General features: G+C 45.4%; 24 protein-coding genes and 2 pseudogenes. 22 read left to right on the top strand and 4 right to left on the bottom strand.

All coding sequences use genetic code 11. From position 1 onward, the window contains the following. Positions 1–126: 126 nt before the first annotated feature. The 4 genes from CCC70_RS15190 (at position 127) to CCC70_RS15175 (ending at position 2,872) form a co-directional block, all read left to right on the top strand. Positions 127–759, top strand: a complete 633-nt coding sequence (locus CCC70_RS15190; protein ID WP_270389893.1) for a GyrI-like domain-containing protein — start codon at positions 127–129, stop codon at positions 757–759. A 93-nt stretch (positions 760–852) separates the two neighbouring features. Further along, on the top strand, positions 853–1,290 hold the full coding sequence (locus CCC70_RS15185) for a radical SAM mobile pair system MarR family transcriptional regulator (RefSeq protein WP_117497744.1): 438 nt from the start codon (positions 853–855) through the stop codon (positions 1,288–1,290). Then, entirely contained in the window at positions 1,287–1,976 is a 690-nt protein-coding gene (locus CCC70_RS15180) for a radical SAM mobile pair protein A (protein WP_118368359.1), read from the top strand. Before CCC70_RS15185 ends, CCC70_RS15180 begins: the two co-directional genes overlap by 4 nt. Next, positions 1,964–2,872: a radical SAM mobile pair protein B gene (locus tag CCC70_RS15175; RefSeq protein WP_117920231.1), complete on the top strand. Its 909-nt coding sequence runs from the start codon at positions 1,964–1,966 to the stop codon at positions 2,870–2,872. The genes CCC70_RS15180 and CCC70_RS15175 overlap by 13 nt, the downstream gene beginning before the upstream one ends. A 166-nt stretch (positions 2,873–3,038) precedes the next feature. Here CCC70_RS15175 and CCC70_RS15170 read toward each other — a convergent pair whose 3' ends face one another. Then, entirely contained in the window at positions 3,039–3,392 is a 354-nt protein-coding gene (locus tag CCC70_RS15170) for a cupin domain-containing protein (RefSeq protein WP_117495883.1), read from the bottom strand. Positions 3,393–3,534: 142 nt separating this feature from the next. Here CCC70_RS15170 and CCC70_RS15165 point away from each other — a divergent pair, with 142 nt between their 5' ends. From CCC70_RS15165 to CCC70_RS15155, 4 genes and pseudogenes are all read left to right on the top strand, one after another. Continuing rightward, a complete protein-coding gene (locus CCC70_RS15165) occupies positions 3,535–3,867 on the top strand; it encodes a winged helix-turn-helix transcriptional regulator (RefSeq protein ID WP_117497750.1) in 333 nt (110 codons plus the stop codon). Positions 3,868–3,914: 47 nt separating this feature from the next. Beyond that, complete coding sequence (locus CCC70_RS15160; RefSeq protein ID WP_207724845.1) at positions 3,915–4,319, top strand: hypothetical protein; 405 nt, start codon at positions 3,915–3,917, stop codon at positions 4,317–4,319. Positions 4,320–4,362: 43 nt separating this feature from the next. Then, positions 4,363–4,458, top strand: a pseudogene (locus tag CCC70_RS16775) (DUF3791 domain-containing protein); the annotation flags it as partial. Between the two features lie 20 nt (positions 4,459–4,478). After that, complete coding sequence (locus CCC70_RS15155; RefSeq protein WP_270652903.1) at positions 4,479–4,760, top strand: hypothetical protein; 282 nt, start codon at positions 4,479–4,481, stop codon at positions 4,758–4,760. A gap of 196 nt (positions 4,761–4,956) precedes the next feature. Here CCC70_RS15155 and CCC70_RS15150 read toward each other — a convergent pair whose 3' ends face one another. Beyond that, entirely contained in the window at positions 4,957–6,177 is a 1,221-nt protein-coding gene (locus CCC70_RS15150; protein ID WP_118623820.1) for a dicarboxylate/amino acid:cation symporter, read from the bottom strand. Positions 6,178–6,261: 84 nt separating this feature from the next. On the opposite strand from CCC70_RS15150, the gene CCC70_RS15145 reads away from it, so the two are divergent. The 3 genes from CCC70_RS15145 (at position 6,262) to CCC70_RS15135 (ending at position 9,078) form a co-directional block, all read left to right on the top strand. Then, positions 6,262–7,407 carry an aminotransferase class V-fold PLP-dependent enzyme gene (locus tag CCC70_RS15145; protein WP_287085197.1) on the top strand — a complete coding sequence of 382 codons (1,146 nt, stop codon included), beginning with the start codon at positions 6,262–6,264 and terminating at the stop codon, positions 7,405–7,407. Between the two features lie 32 nt (positions 7,408–7,439). Next, positions 7,440–8,444, top strand: a complete 1,005-nt coding sequence (locus tag CCC70_RS15140; RefSeq protein ID WP_118368889.1) for an XdhC family protein — start codon at positions 7,440–7,442, stop codon at positions 8,442–8,444. Positions 8,445–8,535: 91 nt separating this feature from the next. After that, positions 8,536–9,078: an SH3 domain-containing protein gene (locus CCC70_RS15135; protein WP_195655978.1), complete on the top strand. Its 543-nt coding sequence runs from the start codon at positions 8,536–8,538 to the stop codon at positions 9,076–9,078. A 198-nt stretch (positions 9,079–9,276) separates the two neighbouring features. On the opposite strand, the gene CCC70_RS15130 is transcribed toward CCC70_RS15135, so the two are convergent. Continuing rightward, complete coding sequence (locus tag CCC70_RS15130) at positions 9,277–9,756, bottom strand: S-ribosylhomocysteine lyase (RefSeq protein WP_015524777.1); 480 nt, start codon at positions 9,754–9,756, stop codon at positions 9,277–9,279. Between the two features lie 275 nt (positions 9,757–10,031). On the opposite strand from CCC70_RS15130, the gene CCC70_RS15125 reads away from it, so the two are divergent. The 4 genes from CCC70_RS15125 to CCC70_RS15110 all read left to right on the top strand — a co-directional run bounded on the left by CCC70_RS15125 (position 10,032) and on the right by CCC70_RS15110 (position 13,716). Continuing rightward, complete coding sequence (locus tag CCC70_RS15125; protein WP_118515966.1) at positions 10,032–10,919, top strand: peptidylprolyl isomerase; 888 nt, start codon at positions 10,032–10,034, stop codon at positions 10,917–10,919. A 14-nt stretch (positions 10,920–10,933) separates the two neighbouring features. Next, positions 10,934–12,139, top strand: coding sequence for a bifunctional phosphopantothenoylcysteine decarboxylase/phosphopantothenate--cysteine ligase CoaBC (coaBC, locus tag CCC70_RS15120; RefSeq protein WP_118368886.1), 1,206 nt, complete (start codon positions 10,934–10,936; stop codon positions 12,137–12,139). 154 nt (positions 12,140–12,293) lie between these two features. Then, positions 12,294–12,932, top strand: coding sequence for an ECF transporter S component (locus CCC70_RS15115; RefSeq protein ID WP_059085617.1), 639 nt, complete (start codon positions 12,294–12,296; stop codon positions 12,930–12,932). Between the two features lie 19 nt (positions 12,933–12,951). Further along, positions 12,952–13,716 carry a type III pantothenate kinase gene (locus CCC70_RS15110; protein ID WP_287085196.1) on the top strand — a complete coding sequence of 255 codons (765 nt, stop codon included), beginning with the start codon at positions 12,952–12,954 and terminating at the stop codon, positions 13,714–13,716. 57 nt (positions 13,717–13,773) lie between these two features. On the opposite strand, the gene CCC70_RS15105 is transcribed toward CCC70_RS15110, so the two are convergent. Beyond that, the gene (locus CCC70_RS15105) at positions 13,774–14,667 is read right to left on the bottom strand and encodes an RluA family pseudouridine synthase (RefSeq protein ID WP_287085195.1); all 894 of its coding nucleotides are present in this window, start codon (positions 14,665–14,667) and stop codon (positions 13,774–13,776) included. Positions 14,668–15,289: 622 nt separating this feature from the next. On the opposite strand from CCC70_RS15105, the gene CCC70_RS15100 reads away from it, so the two are divergent. From CCC70_RS15100 to CCC70_RS15070, 7 genes and pseudogenes are all read left to right on the top strand, one after another. After that, positions 15,290–16,411: a transposase gene (locus tag CCC70_RS15100; RefSeq protein WP_287085194.1), complete on the top strand. Its 1,122-nt coding sequence runs from the start codon at positions 15,290–15,292 to the stop codon at positions 16,409–16,411. A gap of 271 nt (positions 16,412–16,682) precedes the next feature. After that, positions 16,683–17,792, top strand: a complete 1,110-nt coding sequence (locus tag CCC70_RS15095; protein WP_287085250.1) for a glycosyltransferase family 4 protein — start codon at positions 16,683–16,685, stop codon at positions 17,790–17,792. 300 nt (positions 17,793–18,092) lie between these two features. After that, complete coding sequence (locus CCC70_RS15090; protein ID WP_287085249.1) at positions 18,093–19,292, top strand: glycosyltransferase family 4 protein; 1,200 nt, start codon at positions 18,093–18,095, stop codon at positions 19,290–19,292. A gap of 18 nt (positions 19,293–19,310) precedes the next feature. Then, positions 19,311–20,186, top strand: coding sequence for a glycosyltransferase family 2 protein (locus CCC70_RS15085; RefSeq protein ID WP_287085193.1), 876 nt, complete (start codon positions 19,311–19,313; stop codon positions 20,184–20,186). Between the two features lie 53 nt (positions 20,187–20,239). Beyond that, entirely contained in the window at positions 20,240–21,211 is a 972-nt protein-coding gene (locus tag CCC70_RS15080) for a glycosyltransferase (RefSeq protein WP_287085192.1), read from the top strand. Then, positions 21,208–22,257: pseudogene (locus CCC70_RS15075) on the top strand (acyltransferase family protein). Before CCC70_RS15080 ends, CCC70_RS15075 begins: the two are co-directional and overlap by 4 nt. Next, positions 22,250–23,431 (top strand): radical SAM protein, encoded by a 1,182-nt coding sequence (locus tag CCC70_RS15070; protein ID WP_287085191.1) that lies wholly within the window; start codon positions 22,250–22,252, stop codon positions 23,429–23,431. Before CCC70_RS15075 ends, CCC70_RS15070 begins: the two are co-directional and overlap by 8 nt. Positions 23,432–23,535: the final 104 nt, after the last annotated feature.

Below are 23,535 nucleotides of genomic sequence, written 5' to 3'. Positions count from 1 at the left end.
AACAACAAAAGTATATAGAAACTTACAGAAGCAGACAAAAACATATAGATTTTGGGAAATACAATATGTAGAAGGTGACAAATTTTGACTTGTGGACTTTAACAACTCGGTATTTTGGAGGTTATTATGGCTTTTGATTTTAAGAAAGAATTTAAAGAATTTTATATGCCTAAGAATAAACCAGAGATTGTAAATGTACCTAAGGCAAATTATATTGCAGTTAGAGGAAAAGGCAATCCAAATGAAGAAGGCGGGGCATATCAACAAGCAATCAGTATTCTATATGCTGTTGCATACACATTAAAAATGAGTTACAAGACCGATTATAAAATTAAAGGCTTTTTTGAATATGTTGTTCCGCCATTGGAAGGCTTTTGGTGGCAGGATGATGTTGTGGGTGTAGATTATACAAATAAATCTGCTTTTAACTGGGTTTCTGTTATTCGTTTGCCTGATTTCATATCTAAAGCTGATTTTGACTGGGCGATAGAAACAGCAACGAAAAAGAAGAAAATTGATTGTTCGTCAGCAGAATATCTTACGATTGATGAAGGATTATGCGTTCAAATTATGCACATAGGTTCTTTTGATAATGAGCCAGCAACCGTTGCTCTTATGGATACTTATATAGAACAAAATGGGTATCTCAATGATATTAACAAAGATAGATTGCACCACGAGATTTATATGTCTGATGCAAGAAAGATTGCTCCAGATAAATGGAAAACTGTAATTAGACATCCGATTAAGAAAGCGTAAAATCGGGATTTACTTCTACTTAGACATACAAACTGTTGACAGTAAAACTCCTATATAGTATTATTTGATAAAATACTATATAGGAGTTTTTGTATGAAAATGAATGGCGGATTTCTTGTTACCAAAATAAAACAACTTGGAGATCGAATCTTTGAGAAGATTCTCAGCGAAAAGAATATTGATGCGTTTAACGGAGCCCAGGGGCGTATTCTTTATGTACTGTGGCAGGAAGATGGAATTTCAATCAGGTCACTCTCGATTAAATGTGGATTAGCGATAACTTCTCTTACTACGATGCTGGAAAGAATGGAAAATCAAGGGCTGATAAGACGCGTTCAGTCTGAAACGGACAAAAGGAAAACACTTCTGTTTCTGACTGAAAAAGCACATGCCTTAAAGGACGAATACGATTCTGTATCTGATAAAATGGGCAGTATTTACTACAAAGGTTTTTCGGAGGAAGAAATTACCCAGTTTGAGGAATGCCTCGACCGTATCAGAAAGAATCTTGAGGAGTGGCAGAAGTCATGAGTATTTGTATCAAAGATCAGATTCAGAACATGAATATCGTCATTGGCTGCACAGTGGGGTGTACATATTGCTATGCCCGCAACAACGTGAAACGCTGGCATATGATTGATGACTTCGCTGACCCTGAATTCTTTCCGGGTAAGCTCAAGATGATGGAAAAGAAACGTCCGCAGAACTTTCTTCTTACCGGGATGAGCGATCTCTCCGGATGGAAGCCGGAATGGAGAGACGAGGTATTTGCAAAGATCCGTGAAAATCCACAGCATCAGTTCCTGTTCCTTACCAAGCGACCTGATCTGCTGGATTTTGATACAGATTTGGAAAACGCATGGTTTGGTGTTACGGTGACGAGAAAAGCAGAACTGTGGCGTATTGACGCACTACGGGAAAATGTCAGAGCAAAACACTATCATGTTACCTTTGAGCCGCTATTCGACAATCCAGGTTCAGTTGATCTTTCCGGGATCAACTGGATCGTTGTTGGCACCATGACTGGAGTTCAGAGCAGGAAGGTTCATACGGAGCCGGAGTGGGCATGGTCTCTGACAGATCAGGCGCATGTGCTTGACATTCCGGTATTTATGAAGGAAGATCTTGTCCCTATCATAGGGAATGAAAATATGATTCAGGAAATGCCGGATGAATTCAATAAAGTGTTGGAGGTACAGAGATCATGGCAGAAGTAATAAATGGAATCCTCATTAATGAGGCGGAAACAAAGAACATCATGACCAAGTCCAGTCTGCCTGTAGGCGGTTACTCGGTCAATCCATATGTAGGCTGTACACACGCCTGCAAGTATTGCTATGCTTCTTTTATGAAGCGCTTTACCGGACACAAGGAGGAATGGGGCACTTTCCTTGATGTGAAGCATTGGCCGGAAATTAAGAATCCGAAGAAATATGCCGGCCAGCGGGTGGTCATCGGTTCTGTGACAGATGGCTACAATCCACAGGAGGAGCAATTCGGGAATACCAGAAAACTTCTGGAGCAGCTGATCGGCAGTGACGCAGATATTCTGATCTGCACAAAGTCGGATCTTGTGGTACGAGATATTGATCTGCTGAAGAAGCTTGGACGAGTAACCGTTTCATGGTCGATCAACACACTAGATGAAAATTTCAAGAACGATATGGACTCTGCTTCTAGCATTGAGCGCCGTATCGCTGCTATGAAGCAGGTATATGAAGCAGGTATCCGTACAGTCTGTTTCGTATCTCCGGTATTCCCCGGTATCACGGATTTTGAAGCAATCTTTGAGCGGGTAAAGGATCAGTGCGATCTGTTCTGGCTCGAAAATCTCAATCTTCGAGGCGGTTTCAAAAAGACAATTATGGATTATATCGCCGGAAAATATCCTGATCTTGTACCACTTTACGACGAGATCTATAACAAGCATAACCGCAGCTACTTTGAAGCACTTGAAGTAAAAGCTGAGGAAATGGCTAAGAAGTATGATTGCCCATTTGTGGATAATGAAATGCCTTATGGCAGAGTCCCGCAGGGACATCCGGTGATCGTAGATTATTTCTATCATGAGGAAATCCGAGGGACAGAGAATACAGGAAAAAGAAATCGTTAATCTAAACGAAAATTAAACTGATGATGGTGGAGAGATTTATTTATCGCCATTTGAAATCGAGAAGTTCTTGTTTGAAAAATAGAGAAATTGTAAAATTGAAGAAAAAAGAAATGCACAGTTCTTAGCTTATCGAGAACTGTGCATTTTTGTAAATAAATACTTTTAATTAGCCGATTACGGCGTCCTCTGCTGTAAAATGTTCCAGAGAATTTTCTTTTACCTGAATGCAGATATAAGTAATTCCGGAAATATCGGATGCAAAAAACTGACGCTTTGCAGCAGGTGCGATTTTTAGCCAGTCTCCAGTTGAAAGGCTGATTTCTTCTCCATCAATTATGGCTTTGCCGTTACCTGAAAGAATTCCATAGATTTCCTCATTTTCTTTATGAGAATGAACAAATGGGACATTTGCTCCTGCAGGTAGTTCGTTTAAACTGATTTCTGCACCTGTTAAAGACAACTTTTCATGCAGCTCAATTCGGTTTTCCTTTCCAATAGTTGTTTTTGTGTAATTTGTCATAATAATACCTCCATAGTTGATTTGTAGTTTCTAATTACATGGCATTAGTATAGTGTGAGACACATACAAAAACAAGTACGCACCTTTTTGTAACTGTACACTCAAAATTGAATGTGTTACAATAGACTCGGAGGTGAGAATTATGCGAGCAAAAGAAGAATTACCGGAATGCCCAGTTGCAACAGCAGTATCTCTCATCGGAGGAAAATGGAAACTGCTGATTTTGCGTAACTTGAAAGAGCGCCCATGGAGATTCAATGAGCTACAACGAAGTATAGATGGTATTTCACAAAAGGTTTTGACAGATAGTTTAAGACAAATGATGAGTGATGGACTGGCATATCGCCACGATTACCATGAGCAGCCACCGAGAGTCGAATACGGATTAACGGAACTCGGAACAAAAATGCTTCCAATTGTTAATTCACTTGCTGACTTTGGTAACTACTATAAATCACTTATTGAACAGAAATAAGTACGTTAGTATTTGAAAAGCTCGAACAATCGGAATTTGAAAGTGAGATGTATTTTATAAAAAAGAAGATTATATTAACAATAGCATTTGTTATTAGTTTATTACCAATGTTATTAAACCAGTATGGTGGAATGAAAGGTGTACAAGAGATTAGTGGTTTAATTAATTTGTATAATCCAATAGGCATTATATCTGTGTTATTTTTTATTATAGGTGTATGGATTCCATTTAAAAATAAAAAAATCAATAAAGTTTTTGGTGGATTAGGAGTAGTAGGAATTGTGATTTCTGAAATATACAATTTTTTTACTTGGCACATAATGAATATAACAGGGAAAATGAGTATTCATAATAGTATCGAATTTGCTTTTCCAGAGTTTTATGTTGGATTGGTAATATCTTTAATTATGATAGCTGTTTATTTCTGCATTGATAAAATCGTAAAAGAATAACCAATTCCAGTTTTATTGACCAAGAAATTAAGGAGGATTCATAATGAGTGAGAAAACAGAGATTACTTTCATGCAAACAAGATTAATCCGGCTTGCTTCAGAAGAGTGGCATTTACCTGTTGAACAGATTATCCACTTGTAACAATTCCAAAAGAAAAAATGGATTATACAATCGACCTTCTTATCACTATGGTGACAGAAGAAATCGCAGAAGAGACGGGCAAGGACAGAAAAGAGGTATTGACAGATTTTCTATGTTCAAAGACAGGAAAAGCACTGTATGATGAGAAAACAAAGCTGTGGTGTAATGGTCCGGCATATATAGCTGAATTGTATAGGGAAGAATTAAAAAAACAGGATATCATATTTGAAATGAATGCATATCCGGATGGTGTTGAAAACTTCCACTATTGGAACACAAAGAACGTTCCCACCGGCTGATCAGTAAAATCGTTATCTCAGGACCGCAGGAGAAAGACGGAACAGAAAATTACCGCCGTACTCCTGAAACGGTCACAATGGAAATTCATCTCGAGCCAGTATTTTCTCATAAAAGACATAAAACAGTTGATATCCGGTTATGAGCAAGCAACGAAGCGGATCGGATCGCAAATATCCGCCTGACTTAGCTCCGAACTTACAATTCTACGTCAAGTTGCTGCTCCTCAATATGATGGCGCTTTGCATAGCCGGTGAGCATCAGTGTCAGCGCACCGTCGCCGGTCACGTTGCATGCAGTTCCGAAGCTGTCCTGCAGTGCAAAGATGGTAAGCATCAGTGCAGTGCCGGAGCTGTCGAATTTCAGTATTCCGGTGATGATACCAAGGGATGCCATGACGGTTCCGCCGGGAACGCCGGGAGCTCCGATGGCAAAGATACCCAGAAGAAGGCAGAACAGAACCATGGTACCCGGTGTGGGAACGGAGCCGTACAGGATCTTTGAAATCGCCATACAGAAGAAAACCTCTGTCAGGACGGAACCACAGAGATGGATGTTTGCAAAAAGAGGAATCCCGAAGCTGACAAGATCCTTGCGGAGCGGTTTGGCTTTGGAGGCACACTGCAGTGCAACGGCCAGTGTGGCAGCAGAGGACATGGTCCCTACGGCAGTCAGATAGGCAGGACCATAATGGCGGACAACCTCCAGAGGATTTTCTCCGGAATAGATTCCTGCAAGGATGTAAAGAAGAGCCATCCAGATAAAATGCCCGGCAAGCACCAGTACGATGATCTTCAGAAAAACAGGCAGCTGTCTGGTGATGGTTCCCTCGTAGGCAAGGCTGCAGAAGGTAGTGCCGATGAACAGCGGAAGAATGGGGATGATGATCCGTGCAACCAGAGAAAGAACGATCTTCTGAAATTCATCCAGAAGTCCTGTGATCAGCTTCGCTTTTGTCCAGGTGGCGGCAAGGCCCAGCATCATTGCAAACACAAGAGCACTCATAACGGACATGATCTGCGGGATCTCCAGTTCAAAGATCACCTCCGGCAGCTGCTTCAGTCCTGCAGCATAGGAATGGATGGACAGATGTGGAATGATCAGAAAGCCGGAGGCTGTAGAAAAAAGCGCTGCGCCAACAGAGGAGCCGTAAGCGAGGACAACCGCAACTCCCAGCATCAGCGAAGCATTTTTGCCAAGCCGGGTAATGGACGGAGCGATAAATCCCAGCACGATCAGCGGTACGCAGAAGGTAATGATCTGGCCCAGAATGTACTTGATAGTAACTGTGATATTGAGAACTGCCATGGAGATTCCGTTGGTGCTGTACCGGTTCAGGATAAGCCCGGCCATGATCCCCAGGATCACAGCAACCAGCAGCTTAAATGGCAGACTGTTGAAAAAAGATGTTTTTTTCATTGGAAAAACCTCCTCGGATAGTATAAAATAAAGCCAGAGTTTATTATAAAGGCATTTGATAAAAATCACAAGGAGCAGAATGAAATGATTTATCTGGATAACGCGGCTACAAGCTTTCATAAGCCGGACTGTGTGCCGCGTGCTGTGGTGGAAGCCATGCAGCATGCAGGAAACAGCGGAAGGGGCAGCAGCGGCGAAGCAATGGCAGCCTCAAGGCTTATTTTTAATACAAGATGCCAGATCGCAGAGATGTTTGACGTATGGGGACCGGAATGTGTGGCCTTTACATCCAATGACACGGAAGCGCTCAATATCGCTCTGCAGGGAACACTCCATCCAGAGGAGGGAACTATCCATGCGATCTGTACGGAGATGGATCACAATAGTGTGCTCCGTCCACTGTACCGCCTGGAAAAAAACGGCATGAAGCTTACGATCCTGCCGGCAGACCGCAAGGGACGGATCTCCCTTACGGAGCTTGAAGCAGCCATCCGTCCGGAGACGAAGGTGATCGTCTGTACCCACGCTTCCAATCTGACAGGAAATCTCAATGATATCCACGCCATCGGTGAGATCGCACAGAAGCACCAGAAGCTTTTTATTGTGGATGCTGCCCAGACAGCAGGAGTATTTCCGATTTCCATGAAAAAAGATCATATAGATATTCTTTGCTTTTCCGGACATAAGGGCCTTATGGGACCCCAGGGCACAGGAGCCATCTGTGTCCGGCCGGGGGTATCTGTGGAGCCTCTGAAGGTAGGCGGAAGCGGCGTCCTCACCTTTCAGAGAGAGCATCCGCAGGATATGCCGGAGACACTGGAGGCAGGAACCCTGAACAGCCACGGGATCGCAGGTCTTGGTGCAGCAATCAGCTGGATCAGGGAAACCGGAACAGAACAGATCCGAAAAAGAGAGCAGCAGCTGATGTGGCGTTTTTATGACCAGATAAAGGAAATTCCGGGAATTACCCTGTACGGGGATTTTTCCAGGGAAGAACGCTCCCCTGTGGTGACTCTGAATATTGCAGAGATGGATTCGGCAGAGGTGGCCATGGTCCTTGATGAAGAGTACGGAATCAGTGTAAGAGCCGGCGGCCACTGTGCACCGCTGATGCACAAAGCACTGGGAACCGAAAAAACAGGAACTGTCCGCTTTAGCTTTTCTTATTTTAATACGGAAGAAGAGGTGGACACTGCTGCCGGGGCGGTAAAGGAGCTTGCCGCGGAATAAACCGCGAAAGACGGACAGAAAGGACACAGAGAATGTATCAGACAATATATGATGTGGTAGAAAAAAGAGGGCGTGTAAAAACAGGGATCCTTCTGAACGGAAAGGATGCCGGGCTGAAATATCTTTTGGAAGAAAGCAGCTTTTTTTATCCGAAGAGAGCAGAAAGAAATAAAGAAGCAGAAGAATTCCTGAAGGCTTCTGTGGAAGCAGCTGTGGAAACCGGCGTTGTGAAAAACGGAGACCGGGAGATATTTGTGGAAACCTACGAGAAGAATCCCAGGCTGATCATACTGGGTGGCGGCCATGTTTCTCTTCCGGTAGCAGAGATCGGCAGGATGCTGGGCTTTCATGTAACAGTCATGGATGACCGGGAGGAATTTGTGACGGAGGAAAGATTTCCCATGGCAGATGAGAGGATCTTTGGAGAGTTTGATACCCTGTCCGACAGGATCCCTCCCTATGAAAATGCCTACTATGTAGTGGTGACACGAGGCCATCTGGGGGATTCCGCCTGTGCAAGAGCGATCCTTAAGAGACCCTTTGCATATTTCGGAATGATCGGAAGCAGGACAAAGGTGCGGATCACCAGGGAAAAGCTCCTGAAAGAGGGATTTACGGAGGAACAGCTGGATCAGATCCATGCCCCCATCGGACTTCCCATCGGAGGACAGATGCCGGCTGAGATCGCCGTGAGCATCATGGCAGAGATCGTGCAGGAAAAGAACCGGCATTTCCGCACCTACTGTGATGAGGAGGTGGAGGCAGCAGTACGCCGCAGGACACCGGGAACCATGGTCACGATCATCGAGAAGAAGGGCTCCTCACCAAGAGGAACTGGGAGCAAGATGTTCGTATTCCGGGACGGAAGCACGGCAGGAAGCATCGGCGGCGGAAAAGTGGAGTTTGAAGCCGGAAAACACGCAGTAAATATCCGAAATACGGAAACAAAGGTTTACGAGCTGGGACAGGGGGCAGGAGATCTGGGGATGATCTGCGGCGGAACTGTCCGGGTGCTTTTTGAGCCGGTAAATATGTGAAAGAACCGGCCAGGACTTGCATAATATTGCAGAATCGTGTATATTGGACGCAGAGAATTTTTTACCGGCGTATAAGGAGGAATCAGATAAAATGAAGAAAAAATGTATTATGGCTTTGATAATAGGCGCGGCTTTCCTTGCACAGGGCTGTGGATATGAGGAAGGAACCGATGCAGTGGTAACAGTAGTAGATTCCACACCGACGCCGGAGCCCACAGAGAAGCCGAAGGCAACTGCAACACCTACACCGAAGGCAGCAGCAGATTCCACAGCGGACGGAGCAGCAGCGGCAGCAGACTCCACCACAGCCGGGGCAGCAGATCCCGCAGCACAGACAGCAGCTACGGAGCAGACCCCAAGCGGCATCAACGTACAGGCTCAGGATGCCACCTACTATGCAGTGGAGGGTGTGAATTTACGTTCTGACGCCAATGCAGAGGCAGAGTTTGTGGCAGGTGTCCTTTCCGGAGAATCCCTGAAGTGTACCGGTGTCTGTGACAATGGATGGATCCGTGTGGATTATAATGGCCAGACCTGCTACGCATCCGGCGATTACGTCAGCACAACACCGCCGGTAGGAGCAGTGGCAGCAGATACTACCGCAGAAGATACTACCGCAGAAGCAGCACAGTAGAGCACAGACTACAGGCTTTTGACCAGATCAGGGAAATCCTGATCCTGCTTCAATTGCAGATATCTCCTTGATATAACAAAAAACAGGCAGCTGTATCCGATGAAAGAACATCGATACAGGCAGCCTGTTTTTTTGTTTCGGCATATAGTCCAGTCCGTTCAGAACACAAGGATCATGCTAGCGGATCGTACCCGCAGATCATTCCGGATAAACAAGACGGTCCGGCTTGATATCGTAGAGAACTTCGTTCAGGAATTTCTTTGCCAGATATTTTGCCATGCCAAGGTTCATATCCAGATAATTTCCGCAGTCCTTGGGAGAAGCTCCCGGGATCTCACCCTCAAAATCGCGGATAAATTCAAACATTTCGATCATCAGCGGAACGATATCTCTGGATTCATAATCCCCGTTAAGAAGAAGATAATTTCCGGTACGGCAGCCCATAGGACCCCAGTAAATGACCTTCGGGCCAAACTCCTTATGGTTCCGCAGGAAGGTAGCCGCCAGATGCTCCATGGCATGAAGCTCGGCTGTGTTCATAACAGGCTCCTCATTGGGAGAAGTCATACGGATATCGAAGGTGGTGATCACCTGATCTCCGACCGGATCCTTACGTGAAACGTATACGCCAGGCTGAAGCTTGATATGGTCAATGGTAAAACTTGTGATCTTTTCCATGTTGATTCCTCACTTTCTTATATGTACGGAGCCCATGATAAGCTCCATACATGATTTTAGCAGAGAACCGGAAGAGATACAAGGCAAAAACAAAGGGAATCCTGCACGTTACTGAAAACGGAGTGAATAGTAACTCCTGTACCTGGTTCCGTGCAAAGTTGACTTTATGAAAAGATGATGTTAAACTGAGAAAAGCTTACAGGGGGAGAGTGAAAAGCTCACCTGAAAATGCCGGAACAGGCGTTTTCGGGATCTGATAAGGAGGACTTATAAATATGAAACGTAAGGTTTTAGCCGTATTATTTGCGACAGCTCTTACCGCAGGAATGCTTTCCGGATGCGGAAGCACAGACAGCACTTCTGACAAAGCAGACAAGAAGGAAGAATCTCTGGAGGAAGAAACCTCAGAAGGACAGACAGGCGTAGATGAAGAGACAGCAGCCAATGCAGTATCCGAGGAGGAGGCTGAGGCGGCAGGCTTTTCAGATCATGAAGAAAGCGCCGATGATCAGGAGGCTTCCGGTAATGCAGGGGACACTTCACATGAAACCGAAGCTTCTGCAGACAGTACAGAGGATACAGACAGCGCAGACGGAGAATTTTCCGATGGTTCCGAGGATGCACAAATGGCAGGAACAACTGTGATCGATACCAGCCAGCAGCTGACAGGAACCCATCATGCTGCCATCACCGTAAAGGACTATGGCGAGATCGATGTAGAGCTGGATGCAGACACTGCACCCATTACAGTCACAAACTTTGTAAAGCTGGTACAGGACAATTTTTATGACGGTCTGACCTTCCACCGGATCATTGACGGATTTATGATCCAGGGCGGAGATCCAAACGGAGACGGAACCGGCGGAGCAGAGGATACCATCAAGGGCGAATTTTCCAGCAATGGAGTGAAGAACGATATTTCTCATGTAAGAGGAACCATTTCCATGGCCCGCAGCACAGATCCGGACAGCGCAAGCTCCCAGTTCTTTATCGTACAGTCCGATTCCACACATCTGGATGGCGACTATGCCGCATTCGGGCACGTGACCTCCGGGATGGACATTGTAGATCAGATCTGCAAGGATGCCAAGCCGACAGACGGCAACGGAACTATTGCAAAGGATCAGCAGCCGGTGATCGAGAGTATCCGTATGGTTGACTGACAGGAGGGACAAGGATGCTGAAAGGGAAAACAGTGCTTCTTGGCATCACAGGAAGTATTGCTGCATACAAGATCGCATATCTGGCAAGTGCATTACATAAGCTTCATGCAGATGTCCATGTACTGATGACAGAGAATGCAACGAACTTTATCAATCCGATCACATTTGAAACACTGACCGGGAATAAATGCTTGGTGGATACCTTTGACCGGAACTTTCAGTTCCAGGTAGAGCACGTATCCATTGCCAAGAAGGCAGATGTTGTGATGATCGCACCGGCCAGTGCAAACGTGATCGGAAAGCTGGCCAACGGCCTTGCGGACGATATGCTCACCACTACGGTAATGGCCTGCAGGTGTCAGAAGATCCTTGCACCGGCCATGAATACCGCCATGTATGAGAATCCTGTGGTGCAGGACAATATCCGGAAGCTGCAAACCTACGGATATGAGGTGATCACACCGGCCAGCGGCTACCTGGCATGCGGAGACACCGGAGCCGGAAAAATGCCGGAGCCGGAAACCCTTCTGGAATATATCCTGAAGGAAGCCGCCTTCCAGAAAGACCTTGCCGGCAAAAAGCTCCTGGTAACGGCAGGACCTACCCAGGAGGCCATCGACCCGGTCCGCTGTCTCACCAACCATTCATCCGGAAAGATGGGATACGCCATTGCAAAAATGGCCATGCTCAGAGGAGCGGAGGTTACGCTGGTAAGCGGACCTACTGCCATTGAGCCGCCCCTTTTTGTGAAGGTCGTACCTGTGACATCCGCCAGAGATATGTTCGAGGCAGTCACCGGTTTAAGTGATGAACAGGATATCATCATCAAGGCTGCCGCAGTGGCAGACTACCGTCCGAAGCAGGTCAGCGAAGACAAGGTTAAGAAAAAAGACGATCAGGCTTCCATAGAGCTCGAGAGGACAGACGACATTCTGAAATATCTGGGCCAGCACAAGAAGCAGGGTCAGTTCCTCTGCGGATTTTCCATGGAGACCAAAGACATGCTCCGTAATTCCAGAGCCAAGCTTGAGAAGAAAAACCTGGATATGGTGGCAGCCAACAACCTGAAGGTAGAAGGCGCCGGATTCCAGGGAGATACCAACGTCCTGACTCTGATCACACAGGACGAAGAAGTGTCACTCCCGCTTATGAGCAAGGAGGATGCAGCGTTAAAGATCCTGGATAAGATCCTTCTGCTTACCACAAAGGCAGAAGCATAGCTACAGAACCGGTCAGATAGCCGGTTTTAACAACGAAAAGCGGAACAAAAAGATCACCGCTTTCCATCACCGTATTGTATCCGCAGAAAACGCCGGAAAATGCTGTATTTCCGGAAATATTCACAGAGCGGAACGGTAACAAGGAGGAGAAGAAATGAAAAACAACAGATTTACAACAGCGCAGCTTACGTTACTGGGCCTGATGGCAGCAATCCTTCTGCTGATGGCCTACACACCACTGGGATATCTGAACATCGGGCCACTGGCCATTTCCTTTAATGTGATCCCGGTAGCCATCAGTGCAGTCGTCCTTGGACCCGTAGGAGGAGCCGTGGCAGGTGCGATCTTCGGCCTGACCAGCTTTCTCCAGTGCATAGGAGTAGGCGGCTCCAGTGCAATGGGAGTTGTGCTTTTCGGTATCAATCCGGTATTTGCCTTTATCCAGCGCTTCATCCCACGTCTTCTGGACGGTATCTGCCTCGGATATATTTTTAAAGGCATGCGAAAGGTCAGCAATACCTATGTGGCATGTGCAGTAACCGGATTCTTTTCCGCATTCCTGAATACACTGTTCTTCATGGCAGCACTTGTAGGACTGTTCGGAAATACCGATTATGTAAAAAATCTGATGGGCGGTCATAACATCATCATCGGCTGCTGTCTCATGGTAGGAATCAACGCAGTATGCGAAATGATTTCCTCCACAGTGATCACAGGAGCAGTGGGAGCTGCACTTTCCAAGGCACATCTGATCCCATCCGCACAGATCAGCCGTGAGAAGACAAAAGCATAAAGACAGGGAAAATAAAATTATGATATTAGCAATTGATATTGGAAATACCAACATAGTCGTGGGCTGCATCGATGATCAGAAAACATACTTCATCGAGAGACTTGCTACCGTAAGAACAAAAACAGAACTGGAATATGCCGTAGACCTGAAAACCTTACTGGAAATCTACCACATCAAAAAGGCAGACATAGAAGGCTGTATCATTTCATCTGTAGTCCCGCAGATCACCAACATTGCCAAGCTGGCAGCAGAAAAGATCCTCAAAAAAGAAGTCATGGTCCTGGGACCAGGAGTAAAAACAGGTCTGAACATCATGATGGACAATCCCGGACAGCTGGGCGCGGATCTTGTGGCAGACGCTGTGGCAGGATTAAATGAATATCCGGTTCCGTTTATTGTGATCGATATGGGAACCGCCACTACAGTTTCGGTTGTCAACAGAAAAAAACAATACATTGGCGGAATGATCCTTCCTGGCATCGGAATATCCCTGGATGCACTGACAGCCAGGGCATCCCAGCTCAGCGGGATCAGCATCGATGCCCCGAAGCATGTGATCGGGCGCAACACCATCGAATGCATGAAAAGCGGCGTGCTCTACAGCAACGCAGCAGCTATCGACGGGATCATTGACCGGGTGGAAGAAGAACTTGGTGAGAAAACAACCGTGATCGCAACAGGCGGTCTTGCAAAAAAGATCATTTCTCACTGTAAGAAAGAAATCATTCTGGATGAGGACCTTCTGCTCAAGGGACTCCTTGTGATCTACAAAAAAAATAAATGAAAACAATAAAAAAATCAGCTGCCGGTGCAGGAAACACCTACCGGACAGCTGATTTTTTTACTGCGCAAATGCTTTGCGGAAATCCTCAGGCACAGGTGCCAGGAAACACATAGGCTCCCCGGTGATGGGGTGTGCAAATTCCAGCTGGAAGGAATGCAGGGCCTGGCGTCCGATCCGGTCAAAAACCGGATGATACAGAAAATCCCCCGGCAGCGGACAGCCGATATACTTCATATGCACCCGGATCTGATGAGTCCGCCCCGTATCCAGATGCAGCTCCACAAGAGCATATCCATTGCTGACTGCAAGACGCTCATAATGAGTCACGGCAGCCTCCCCACGCTCAAAATTAACCTCCCTTGTGATCACAGAAGCATCCATTCTCGCAACAGGAGCGGAGATCGTCCCCCTTTCCGGCGGGATCCCGTCAGTAAGGGCAAGATAGGTACGCCGGATCTGGCGCTGCTTCATCTGGGCGGAGAGAAGAGCCCCGCTCAGAGGATTCTTGGCCAGCACCAGCACCCCGGTGGTATCCCTGTCCAGCCGGTTGATGCAGCGGTAGACAAAAGCCTTCCCCTGCTGCTTATAATACCAGGCAACACCGTTGGCAAGAGTATTCTCATAGTTCCCGGCAGAGGGATGCACAGGCATATCAGCAGGCTTGTTCAGCACAAGGATATCCTCATCCTCATACAGGATATCCAGATGCAGCGGCACCGGAATGATAGAGGAATCTGACTCATTGACCTCTTCCGGAACAAGGATCCGAAGAACATCCCCCTCTTTTAGAACTGTCCTGCCAAAAGCCGGCTCCCCATTCAACAGGATCGCATGCTCCGCCCGCTTCATAGTAGTCAATATATGTTTGGAAAACCCCTTCTTCCGAAGAAATCCAAGAACATTTTCCCCGGACTCCCCGGTTGAGATCGTATAGGTAATAATTCTCTCCATAGAAAAAAATCCTTTTCTGAAATTTAGCAGGCCAAAAGCCAGAACGCGCGGCCTGCGGGTATAGTATAGCATTTGGGCATGGAAATGTCGATTAGACATAAAAAAAGAGCTGGTACAAGAGAAAATATACTTGGACAGCTCGTGGATTATGGGAAATGTGTCGCTTATTATCTTCATTAGTCACAGACCAAAAAAGATATATTTTACAGCCATATGTAAGGATACCATTGATATTTTCCTTTGTCAAGGCGTGCCAAAGACATGAAGCATGCTAATAATGTCGTTTTTTAAGCATCATATGCAGTCGTTTTCTATCAAAAAGTGAATAAACAGTCTGATAATCATCGAAATCTAACATTAGTGGTCACAAAAAGTGGTCACTTTTTTCTTGCGTAAATCCGCATAAAATCAATACTTTTCAAGCTTTTTTCCTTTTTCTTTCCAATTATTAGTGGTCAAAATCGTGGTCAACTGTGCCGAAAAAAGCAGCATTTAACAGTGTTTCAAGCTCTTTTTCGCTAATGAAGATATTAAGCGATACCTGACAGCAGAAAGAGATGCCATGAAAACAGGATACAGTATCAAAACATGGAAAATGCGGCTCTTTTGTCCGGAAAAGCAGATGATCGAAATAACCGAAGCCCTGTATCGGGAAGCCGTAGCATTTTACTATGAGCTCCTGAAAGAAAGCGAAGAGCTCTGGGCCGAAAATCTGCTGACCATCCAGGGACATCTGGAAAAACTCACTGTTCCCGGAAGAGACGGAAGAGAACCAAAGTACATCCCGCCAGGCGGAAAGCTCCCCGTTTACTTTCGGAGATCTGCCATGAACAAAGCTGCAATGGCAGTAAAGACCGCAGCAAGCGCAGAAAGCTTCCCCGAAAAGATCGATGCCAACATCACCTTTTTCAAGGGAATGTACAGAGACCTGACAGACACCTCCGTAGTGCTGAAGCTCTGGAACGGAAAGAAATGGATCTGGGTACCCTGCGGACTTACAGGACGCCCTTTCCCCAAGGAAGCAACGATCCTCTCACCGACGCTGGTTCATGAGGAAAAATGGCTCATGTTCCATGTACCTGTCAAGCAGGAGAACTTCGATGCCCGGACAGCAAAGGAACGAATGCAGGAAGGCGCCAGAGTATGCAGCGTCCGCTTTACCAATACGGACAGCTTTGCAGTATGCACAGTTCTGGACGAAGGATCCAGCCAGCTGGCTGTAAAAAACTGCAGAGGCGGAAATGCATACCGACATCATTGCAAAGCTTTGCTGAAAAAAGTAGAAGCATCCAGGGCATTTACCGATAAAGACAACGTCAGTCAGCCAAACAGGAAATATTACATGCATCTCAAGCACCTGAATGAACATTATGCACATCAGGTCAGCAAGGAGATCATAGATTTCTGCAAAGAAAAACACACCGGGATACTGGTACTGCCGGAGTATGATGAAGATTTTTCCAGGATATCCATGTACAGAAGCGGCAATTATTCGCCCCTTCACTTAAGTATCCGCATCCGGAATTATCTGAAATATAAAGCCTGGGCAGAAGGAATCCTGGTACTTGAGCTGCGCGCCGACGGAACAGAAAAGCAATGTTCCATCTGCGGAGCCACCGGAAAAAAACAGGGCAGCATGTTCATCTGCCAGAACGGCCATCAGGTCAACCGCTTCCTGAACGGCGCCCGAAACCTGGGCCGTAAATGTCAGGAAAGCTTCCGGAAAAACAACAAACCAAGTTAATAAGCGGCAGAAATGCCTCTTATATATAAATGCTGAGTGATCAGCAAGAGAGGAAGCGCCAATGACGCCTCCTTTCCGGTTGAATACCGCCAGGCGGCCCAACGCAGGCGTCGCCGAAGAACTGTGCCCTTATGGTGCGGGGTGTATTCGAAGTTATAAGAATGTGAATATATAGGATTGATTAAAAATACTAGTAAGAAGATGCGGGCATCTTCTGTAAGGATGGAAAGTATTGAGAAGAAAAAAGATTAAAGAGCCGCTGCGGATAGCGATGTTTGGGCATAAGAGAATACCCAGTCGGGAAGGTGGCGTGGAAATTGTTGTGGAAGAACTGTGTACCCGTCTGGTGAGAGACGGACATACAGTTGTTTGTTACAACAGAGCCGGTCATCATGTAAGCGGCGCAGAATATGATGCAAAAATTAAAAACGAATATAAGGGGATAAAACTGAAGACAGTTCCCACTATTGAAAAAAAGGGACTGGCAGCAGTTAGTTCTTCTTTTTTTGCGGCTCTATGCTGTGCATTTGGAAGATACGACGTAGTACATATTCATGCTGAAGGACCAGCATTTTTTGCGTGGTTGCCCAAATTATTCGGAAAAAAAGTTGTAGTAACCATACATGGAATCGATTGGCAAAGAGAAAAATGGAAAAATGGATTTGGTTCAAAATTTATCCGCCAGGGAGAACGAAATGCAGTGAAATATGCTGATGAAATAATCGTTCTGAGCAAAGGTGTTCAGAATTATTTTCAGGAAACATATGGTAGAAAAACACATTTTATTCCTAATGGAGTGAATCGTCCAGCTATTAAAAACGCAGAAATCATTACAGAAAAATATGGTCTTACAAAAGATTCATATTTTCTCTTTCTTGGCCGGTTGGTACCTGAGAAGGGGATTCGGTATCTGATTGAAGCATTTAAGGATGTTAAGACAGATAAAAAACTGGTTATCGCTGGTGGTTCCAGTGACACAGATTCTTTTATGAAAGAATTGAACGAGTTGGCAAGAGACGATGAAAGGATTATCTTTACTGGATTTGTTCAGGGGCGGATGTTGGATGAGTTGTACAGCAATGCCTATATTTACACGTTACCTTCCGATTTGGAAGGAATGCCTTTAAGTCTGTTGGAAGCCATGAGTTATGGAAATTGCTGTTTGGTTTCAGACATTCCAGAGTGTGCAGAGGTTGTAGAAGATAAAGCTTTGGTCTTCAATAAATCGGATGTAAATGACCTTAGAAAAAAAATACAAGATGCCAGTGACCATTCTGAAAAGGTTATAAAGATGAAGCTGAAGGCAACTGACTTTATCTGTGAGAAATACAACTGGAATGATGTTGTAGAAGAAACGATGAAGTTGTATAGGAGAGAGTAATTGATGAAAGTATTGATAATAAATAACCTCCTCTAACCGAACGCAGGTAGTGAGATGTACATAGTGAAAACACCGGAAAAATGGCGTATTTACGGCATTTTTTGAGAGATGGGTGGAGCTGCGAGAGCAGTTTTTATCTCGCTACCTAGGTTCAGTAACAGCAGATGATTTTATCATAAGAACTTTCAGTATCACTACCTGTGTTTGTATGGAGCACTCTGGTTTATGAACAACACATTGGAAGTGCTTCATCTGAACAGAGGTAGTGAAATAGAACATAGAATTAAGGAGAAATACAACGTGAGGACGCTGATTTTGAATAAATTTCTGCACCGAAACGGCGGAAGTGAGACGTATATATTCAAATTGGGTGAGGCACTGGAGCAGCACGGACACGAGGTTCAGTACTTCGGTATGGAGCACGAAGGCCGCTGCGTGGGTAACCGTGTCAATGCTTATACATCTGATATGGACTTCCACGGTGGCAGCAAACTGAGCAAACTGACCTACCCGATCAAAACTATCTACAGCAAGGAAACAAGAGAAAAATTAAGACTAGTACTAGATGACTTCAAGCCGGATGTTTGTCACCTGAACAATTTTAACTACCAGCTGACACCTTCCATCATTCTGGAAATCGTGAAGTGGCGTAAGGAGACCGGAAGAGATTGTAAAATCATCTTCACGGCACATGACTACCAGCTGGTCTGCCCGAACCACATGCTGAACAATCCGAATACTCACCAGAACTGTGAGAAGTGCCTCGGCGGCCATTTCGTGAACTGTATGAAAGACAAGTGCATCCACGGCTCAACGGCGAAGTCAGCCATCGGCATGATGGAAGCGGAGTTCTGGAAGTGGAAAGGTACCTATAAGTACATTGACACCATGATCTGTTGCTCCGAGTTCATGAAGAGCAAGATGGACAGCAACCCGCTGTTTGCAACAAAGACCGTGGCAATGCACAACTTCATCGATAAGGTGGAGTGGAAAGAGACTCCGAAGAAGGATTACGTCCTCTACTTCGGCCGCTTCTCGGAGGAGAAGGGTATCGGCACGCTCATCAAGGTCTGTAAAGAACTGCCGGATGTGCAGTTTATCTTCGCCGGCATCGGTCCTCTGGAAGAGACGGTAAATGGTATTAAGAACATCAAGAATGTTGGCTTCCAGAAAGGCGAGGCACTGGAAAAGCTTATCCGTGAGGCACGCTTCTCTATCTACCCGTCCGAGTGGTATGAGAACTGTCCGTTCTCCGTAATGGAATCCCAGATGTATGGCACACCGGTGCTGGGTGCGAACATTGGTGGCATCCCGGAGTTGATTCAGGTTGGCAAGACTGGTGAGCTGTTTGAAAGCGGAAATGCTGAAGATCTGAAGAAGAAGATCGAGAAGCTCTGGGGTGATAAGAAGCGGTGTGCGGAGTACAGTGCGAACTGTAAGGACATCAGCTTCGATACCATTGATGAGTATTACGAGAAAATTATGAAGGTGTATCAGTAAGTTACAGGAGGGAGAACGATGATTGTAACAGTGCTGACCCCCACATTTAATCGGGGGGGGTCACTGAATAACCTATATCAGTCATTACAGAAGCAGACTATAAAGGATTTTGAATGGCTTCTGGTTGACGATGGAAGTACAGATGACACTAAAAAAATAGCAGAGGAGATGCGGAAAAAAGCCGAATTTCCGATGCGGTACATATACAAAGAAAACGGTGGCAAGCACACGGCACTGAATGTTGGTGTGAAACAGATAACCTCGGAACTGACCTTTATTGTTGATTCTGATGATACGCTTGTGCCGGACGCAATCGAAACGACTCTTCAGTACCACAAAAAATATAAGGAGAGAAAAGACCTGTGTGGTTATTCCTTCCTGAGAAGATTCCCGGACGGAAACATCAATGGAAAGCCATTTGAGCCGGATGAGAAAGTGGGAACATACATTGAATGTCGAATCAACGCGGACGATACGCAGGCAGACAAGGCAGAAGTCTTTTATACAAGATGTCTGAAAGAGTTTCCGTTTCCAGAGTACAGAAATGAAAAGTTTCTGGGAGAGGATCTCGTGTGGATTCGGATGGCCATGAAATACCAGATGGTTCATATAAATCGAGCAATCTATGTAGGCAACTACTTGGAGGACGGACTGACGAAGAACAGAAGAAAAAACAATATTCGCTCACCATACGGCTGTATGGAACGAGCAAAGGAGTTCATGCGGCCTAAACTGAAGCTGAAATACCGATTGAAGGGTGCGGTTCAATACCTTGTTTATGGAAAATTTGCAGGAGAAAAGCAACTTATAGCAAAGGCTCCATACAAGGGATTGGCTGTGTGTGCAGCATTGCCCAGTATGCTTGTTTATCACAGATGGTCAAAAAGTGTCTGACGATCTGAGAGGATAAGTGGTCATGTCGTTTTCTTTGGAAACAGAGGAACGATATGGCGATTTATATGTTATTCGATAACCCAGCGGATAAACAGAATATGACATTTCTGAACGGCTATGAAACAGCCGAGATTCGGCAGATTTATCCTCCACAGAAATGTAATTCCACCAAAGAAATGCTGGCAGCTTGCAAGGATATGATCAAGCAGTCGACGGAGGGTGACACTATCATATGCTGGTACGACTTCATGGCAGTTTTGTGCTGGTGTTTGTGTAAAGTACAGTTCAAAAATAGAAAGATTATTGCGCTAAATATCCTGCTCAAAGATAAAGCAACTGCAAAAAATAAGCTGGCAAAGTTTTTATATAAGCCAATGCTGAAATCGAGAAAGGTTCAGGCAACTGTGACTTCCAAGAAGTACGGTGAGCATTTGAATGAAATGCTCGGAATCCATAAGAGGTACACGCTGCTGCATGACACCTATCATGGTGGTTATAGCATTGAATATGAAGGAAAAGTTAATCCGAATACCGTGTTCTGCGACGGCCAGAACGGTCGCGACTGGGAGTTTTTGATTAGAATTGCACAGGCGATGCCGGAAGTTACATTCAACTGTGTTATGCCGAAGGATAAGTATGAAGAGTACAAAGAGAACTTTGGCAAAAATATGGTGGTGAAGTCTGATATTCCTGAGCAGGAATTCCTTGAGTTCATGTGTCAGTCACAGTTGGTAGTTACACCGTTGGATACGGAAGCACCGGCTGGATTGATTGCTTTTTATCAGGCAGCCGCCAATGGGAAAATGGCGATTACGTCGGATACGGTAACTACACAGGAGTATTTCGCCGATGGCAGAGGTGCTTTGTGTGGAAGGGATATTGAAGATTGGAAAAATAAAATCCAGTACTATTTGCAGAATAGAGAAGAAGCTGATGTTAGTGCGGCAAAGTTTAAGAGTTTCCTTGAAAGTGAGTGTTCAGAGGAAAAATATGCAAAGACATTGAGGGGGATGCTTGCGGGATGAAAGAAAGATATGAAGGAATAGATGGTCTGAAGGCATATGCCATATTAGGAATTGCACTGATGCACATTTTGGCAAATGGCAAGTTCGGATTGAACGGGTTTGTGTTTCAGAAACTGATACCATCTTTCACAAACCTCGTTTTCCTTTTTATGATGGTCAGCGGTTTTGGTATGTGCTGTGGCTATTACCAGAAATTCAAGGATCAGGAAATCGGTGTGGCGGATTTTTACAAAAAACGGTACAGCAAGATCTGGCCATATTTCGCATTGCTCTGTGTGCTGGACTTCGTAATGTCACCTAGTAAAAGTGCGCTGTATGAGGTTTTTGTAAACCTGACACTCTGTCAAGGACTCTTGCCGAATATGAATATATCGGTTATAGGTGTGAGTTGGACGCTGGCAGTGATTTTTGCGTTTTACTTGCTGTTTCCATTTTTCTGCTTCCTGCTGGAAAACAAGAAACGCGCATAGTTGGCATTTATCTGCGCTGCAATCTATAACTTTGTGTGCAGTACATATTTCTTTGATGAAAGCCACATTGCAGATAGAGTGGCAGTGAATTTTAGTGCAAGGACAAACATTCTGTACTGTGCAATCTATTTTATCGCCGGGGGCCTGATTTTCCTCTATCGGAAGAAACTGGCCAAGTTTGCATCAAAGTACAAGGTCATCGCCGGAGCAATTCTGCTAATTGCCACAGTTGCGTATTTTACATTAGGTGGTTCTACGCTCACAATATTGTTCTTCTGTGTGGTAGCACTGGTCTATACCCTCGGATGCAATCGGGGGGTACTGGTCAATCCAGTCGCCAAGTTCCTCGGTGGTATCTGCTTCGAGATTTACCTGTGCCACATGGTAATTTATCGTGTGCTTGAAAAATTGCACCTTGTTCATCTATTTGGAAACGGTCTGCTCGCATATATTTTCACAGCTGTTGCAGTCATCTGCGGTTCAGTTGTGTTCTCGGTATGTGCCAAGTGGTTCTTAAATAAAGTCGAAACATTCTTAAAAGAGAGAGTAAACAATAGGAGAGTTAATCATGTCTGAAGAAAAGAAATTAAATGGTACTGTCATCGTCACTTACCGTTGCAACGCTCGTTGCTCTATGTGCAACCGATATAAAGCACCTTCCAAGCCGGAAGAGGAAATCAGCATCGAGACCATCAAGAAACTGCCGAAGATGTATTTCACCAATATTACCGGTGGCGAGCCGTTCATCCGTACCGACCTGAAGGATATCGTGCGCGAACTGTACAAGAAGTCTGACCGTATCGTTATTTCGACCAACGGTTTCTTCACTGACCGTATCGTTGACCTGTGCAAAGAGTTCCCTCAGATCGGTATTCGTATCTCTATCGAAGGTCTGGAGCAGACCAACAACGAGATTCGCGGCCTGCAGAATGGCTACCAGCGTGGTTATGGCACGCTGAAGAAACTGTGTGAGATGGGCATGAAGGATGTCGGTTTCGGTATGACCGTTCAAGACAAGAATGCTCCTGACCTTGTTCCTCTGTACAAGATCTCCGACGAGATGGGCATGGAGTTTGCTACCGCCTCTCTGCACAACAGCTTCTACTTTGTTGAGGCTAAGAATATCATCCACGATCGTCCGATGGTTGCAAAAAACTTTGAGAATCTGGTCAATGAATTGCTCCGCAGCAACAGCCCGAAGAAATGGTTCCGTGCCTACTTTAACCACGGTCTAATCAACTACATCTATGGCCAGAAGCGTCTGCTGCCTTGCGATATGAGTTTTGATACCTTCTTCATTGACCCGTATGGCGATGTCATGCCTTGCAATGGCACCAAGGATAAAGAGGTCATGGGCAACCTAAACAATCAGTCTTGGGATGAACTGTGGAATAGCCCGGAAGCAGAGAAGGTTCGTGCAAAGGTTCGTTGCTGCGACCGTGACTGCTGGATGATTGGTTCTGTCAGCCCGGCTATGCACAAGTATATCTGGAAGCCCGCCACTTGGGTTTTGGTTCACAAGTTCAAGGCGCTGTTTACCAAGCATCCATACAGTATGTACGAGCTGAAGATCTGTCGTGACTACCGGGATGGCAAAGTCACCAAAGAGGATCTGGACAAGTGCAGCACCTGCGATATGAACTGCGTGATCAACAATGGCCTGAGTGAAGCATCCAAAGAGCAGCTGAAGCATAAGACCGGCGAGGAAATCGTGGATGCTGATATTGCACAGCAGATGGAGACGAAGTAATGATAAAAGCGGCAGTAAAAGGTTTACTTGGAAAAATACAAGCAAAGCGATTTTAAGTCCAAGCAGGGAAAAACATCTACATCGGAAAGAATTGCACTTTAAAA

The sequence above is a fragment of the Blautia sp. LMAG:89 genome (assembly GCF_008679485.1).
In the GTDB taxonomy this organism is placed as follows: domain Bacteria; phylum Bacillota; class Clostridia; order Lachnospirales; family Lachnospiraceae; genus Blautia_A; species Blautia_A fusiformis.
Note: the sequence above shows the minus strand (reverse complement) of the source record. Positions and strands in the feature narration are given on the sequence as shown.

Coding starts and splice junctions, on each gene's coding strand:
- CCC70_RS15155 (WP_270652903.1), top strand. CDS start 4,479: ATGGATTATACAATCGACCTTCTTATCACTATGGTGACAGAAGAAATC.
- CCC70_RS15175 (WP_117920231.1), top strand. CDS start 1,964: ATGGCAGAAGTAATAAATGGAATCCTCATTAATGAGGCGGAAACAAAG.
- CCC70_RS15180 (WP_118368359.1), top strand. CDS start 1,287: ATGAGTATTTGTATCAAAGATCAGATTCAGAACATGAATATCGTCATT.
- coaBC (WP_118368886.1), top strand. CDS start 10,934: ATGCTGAAAGGGAAAACAGTGCTTCTTGGCATCACAGGAAGTATTGCT.
- CCC70_RS15130 (WP_015524777.1), bottom strand. CDS start 9,756: ATGGAAAAGATCACAAGTTTTACCATTGACCATATCAAGCTTCAGCCT.
- CCC70_RS15170 (WP_117495883.1), bottom strand. CDS start 3,392: ATGACAAATTACACAAAAACAACTATTGGAAAGGAAAACCGAATTGAG.
- CCC70_RS15160 (WP_207724845.1), top strand. CDS start 3,915: ATGTATTTTATAAAAAAGAAGATTATATTAACAATAGCATTTGTTATT.
- CCC70_RS15165 (WP_117497750.1), top strand. CDS start 3,535: ATGCGAGCAAAAGAAGAATTACCGGAATGCCCAGTTGCAACAGCAGTA.
- CCC70_RS15100 (WP_287085194.1), top strand. CDS start 15,290: ATGATCGAAATAACCGAAGCCCTGTATCGGGAAGCCGTAGCATTTTAC.
- CCC70_RS15115 (WP_059085617.1), top strand. CDS start 12,294: ATGAAAAACAACAGATTTACAACAGCGCAGCTTACGTTACTGGGCCTG.
- CCC70_RS15110 (WP_287085196.1), top strand. CDS start 12,952: ATGATATTAGCAATTGATATTGGAAATACCAACATAGTCGTGGGCTGC.
- CCC70_RS15070 (WP_287085191.1), top strand. CDS start 22,250: ATGTCTGAAGAAAAGAAATTAAATGGTACTGTCATCGTCACTTACCGT.
- CCC70_RS15085 (WP_287085193.1), top strand. CDS start 19,311: ATGATTGTAACAGTGCTGACCCCCACATTTAATCGGGGGGGGTCACTG.
- CCC70_RS15150 (WP_118623820.1), bottom strand. CDS start 6,177: ATGAAAAAAACATCTTTTTTCAACAGTCTGCCATTTAAGCTGCTGGTT.
- CCC70_RS15145 (WP_287085197.1), top strand. CDS start 6,262: ATGATTTATCTGGATAACGCGGCTACAAGCTTTCATAAGCCGGACTGT.
- CCC70_RS15095 (WP_287085250.1), top strand. CDS start 16,683: ATGTTTGGGCATAAGAGAATACCCAGTCGGGAAGGTGGCGTGGAAATT.
- CCC70_RS15185 (WP_117497744.1), top strand. CDS start 853: ATGAAAATGAATGGCGGATTTCTTGTTACCAAAATAAAACAACTTGGA.
- CCC70_RS15140 (WP_118368889.1), top strand. CDS start 7,440: ATGTATCAGACAATATATGATGTGGTAGAAAAAAGAGGGCGTGTAAAA.
- CCC70_RS15190 (WP_270389893.1), top strand. CDS start 127: ATGGCTTTTGATTTTAAGAAAGAATTTAAAGAATTTTATATGCCTAAG.
- CCC70_RS15125 (WP_118515966.1), top strand. CDS start 10,032: ATGAAACGTAAGGTTTTAGCCGTATTATTTGCGACAGCTCTTACCGCA.
- CCC70_RS15105 (WP_287085195.1), bottom strand. CDS start 14,667: ATGGAGAGAATTATTACCTATACGATCTCAACCGGGGAGTCCGGGGAA.
- CCC70_RS15135 (WP_195655978.1), top strand. CDS start 8,536: ATGAAGAAAAAATGTATTATGGCTTTGATAATAGGCGCGGCTTTCCTT.
- CCC70_RS15080 (WP_287085192.1), top strand. CDS start 20,240: ATGGCGATTTATATGTTATTCGATAACCCAGCGGATAAACAGAATATG.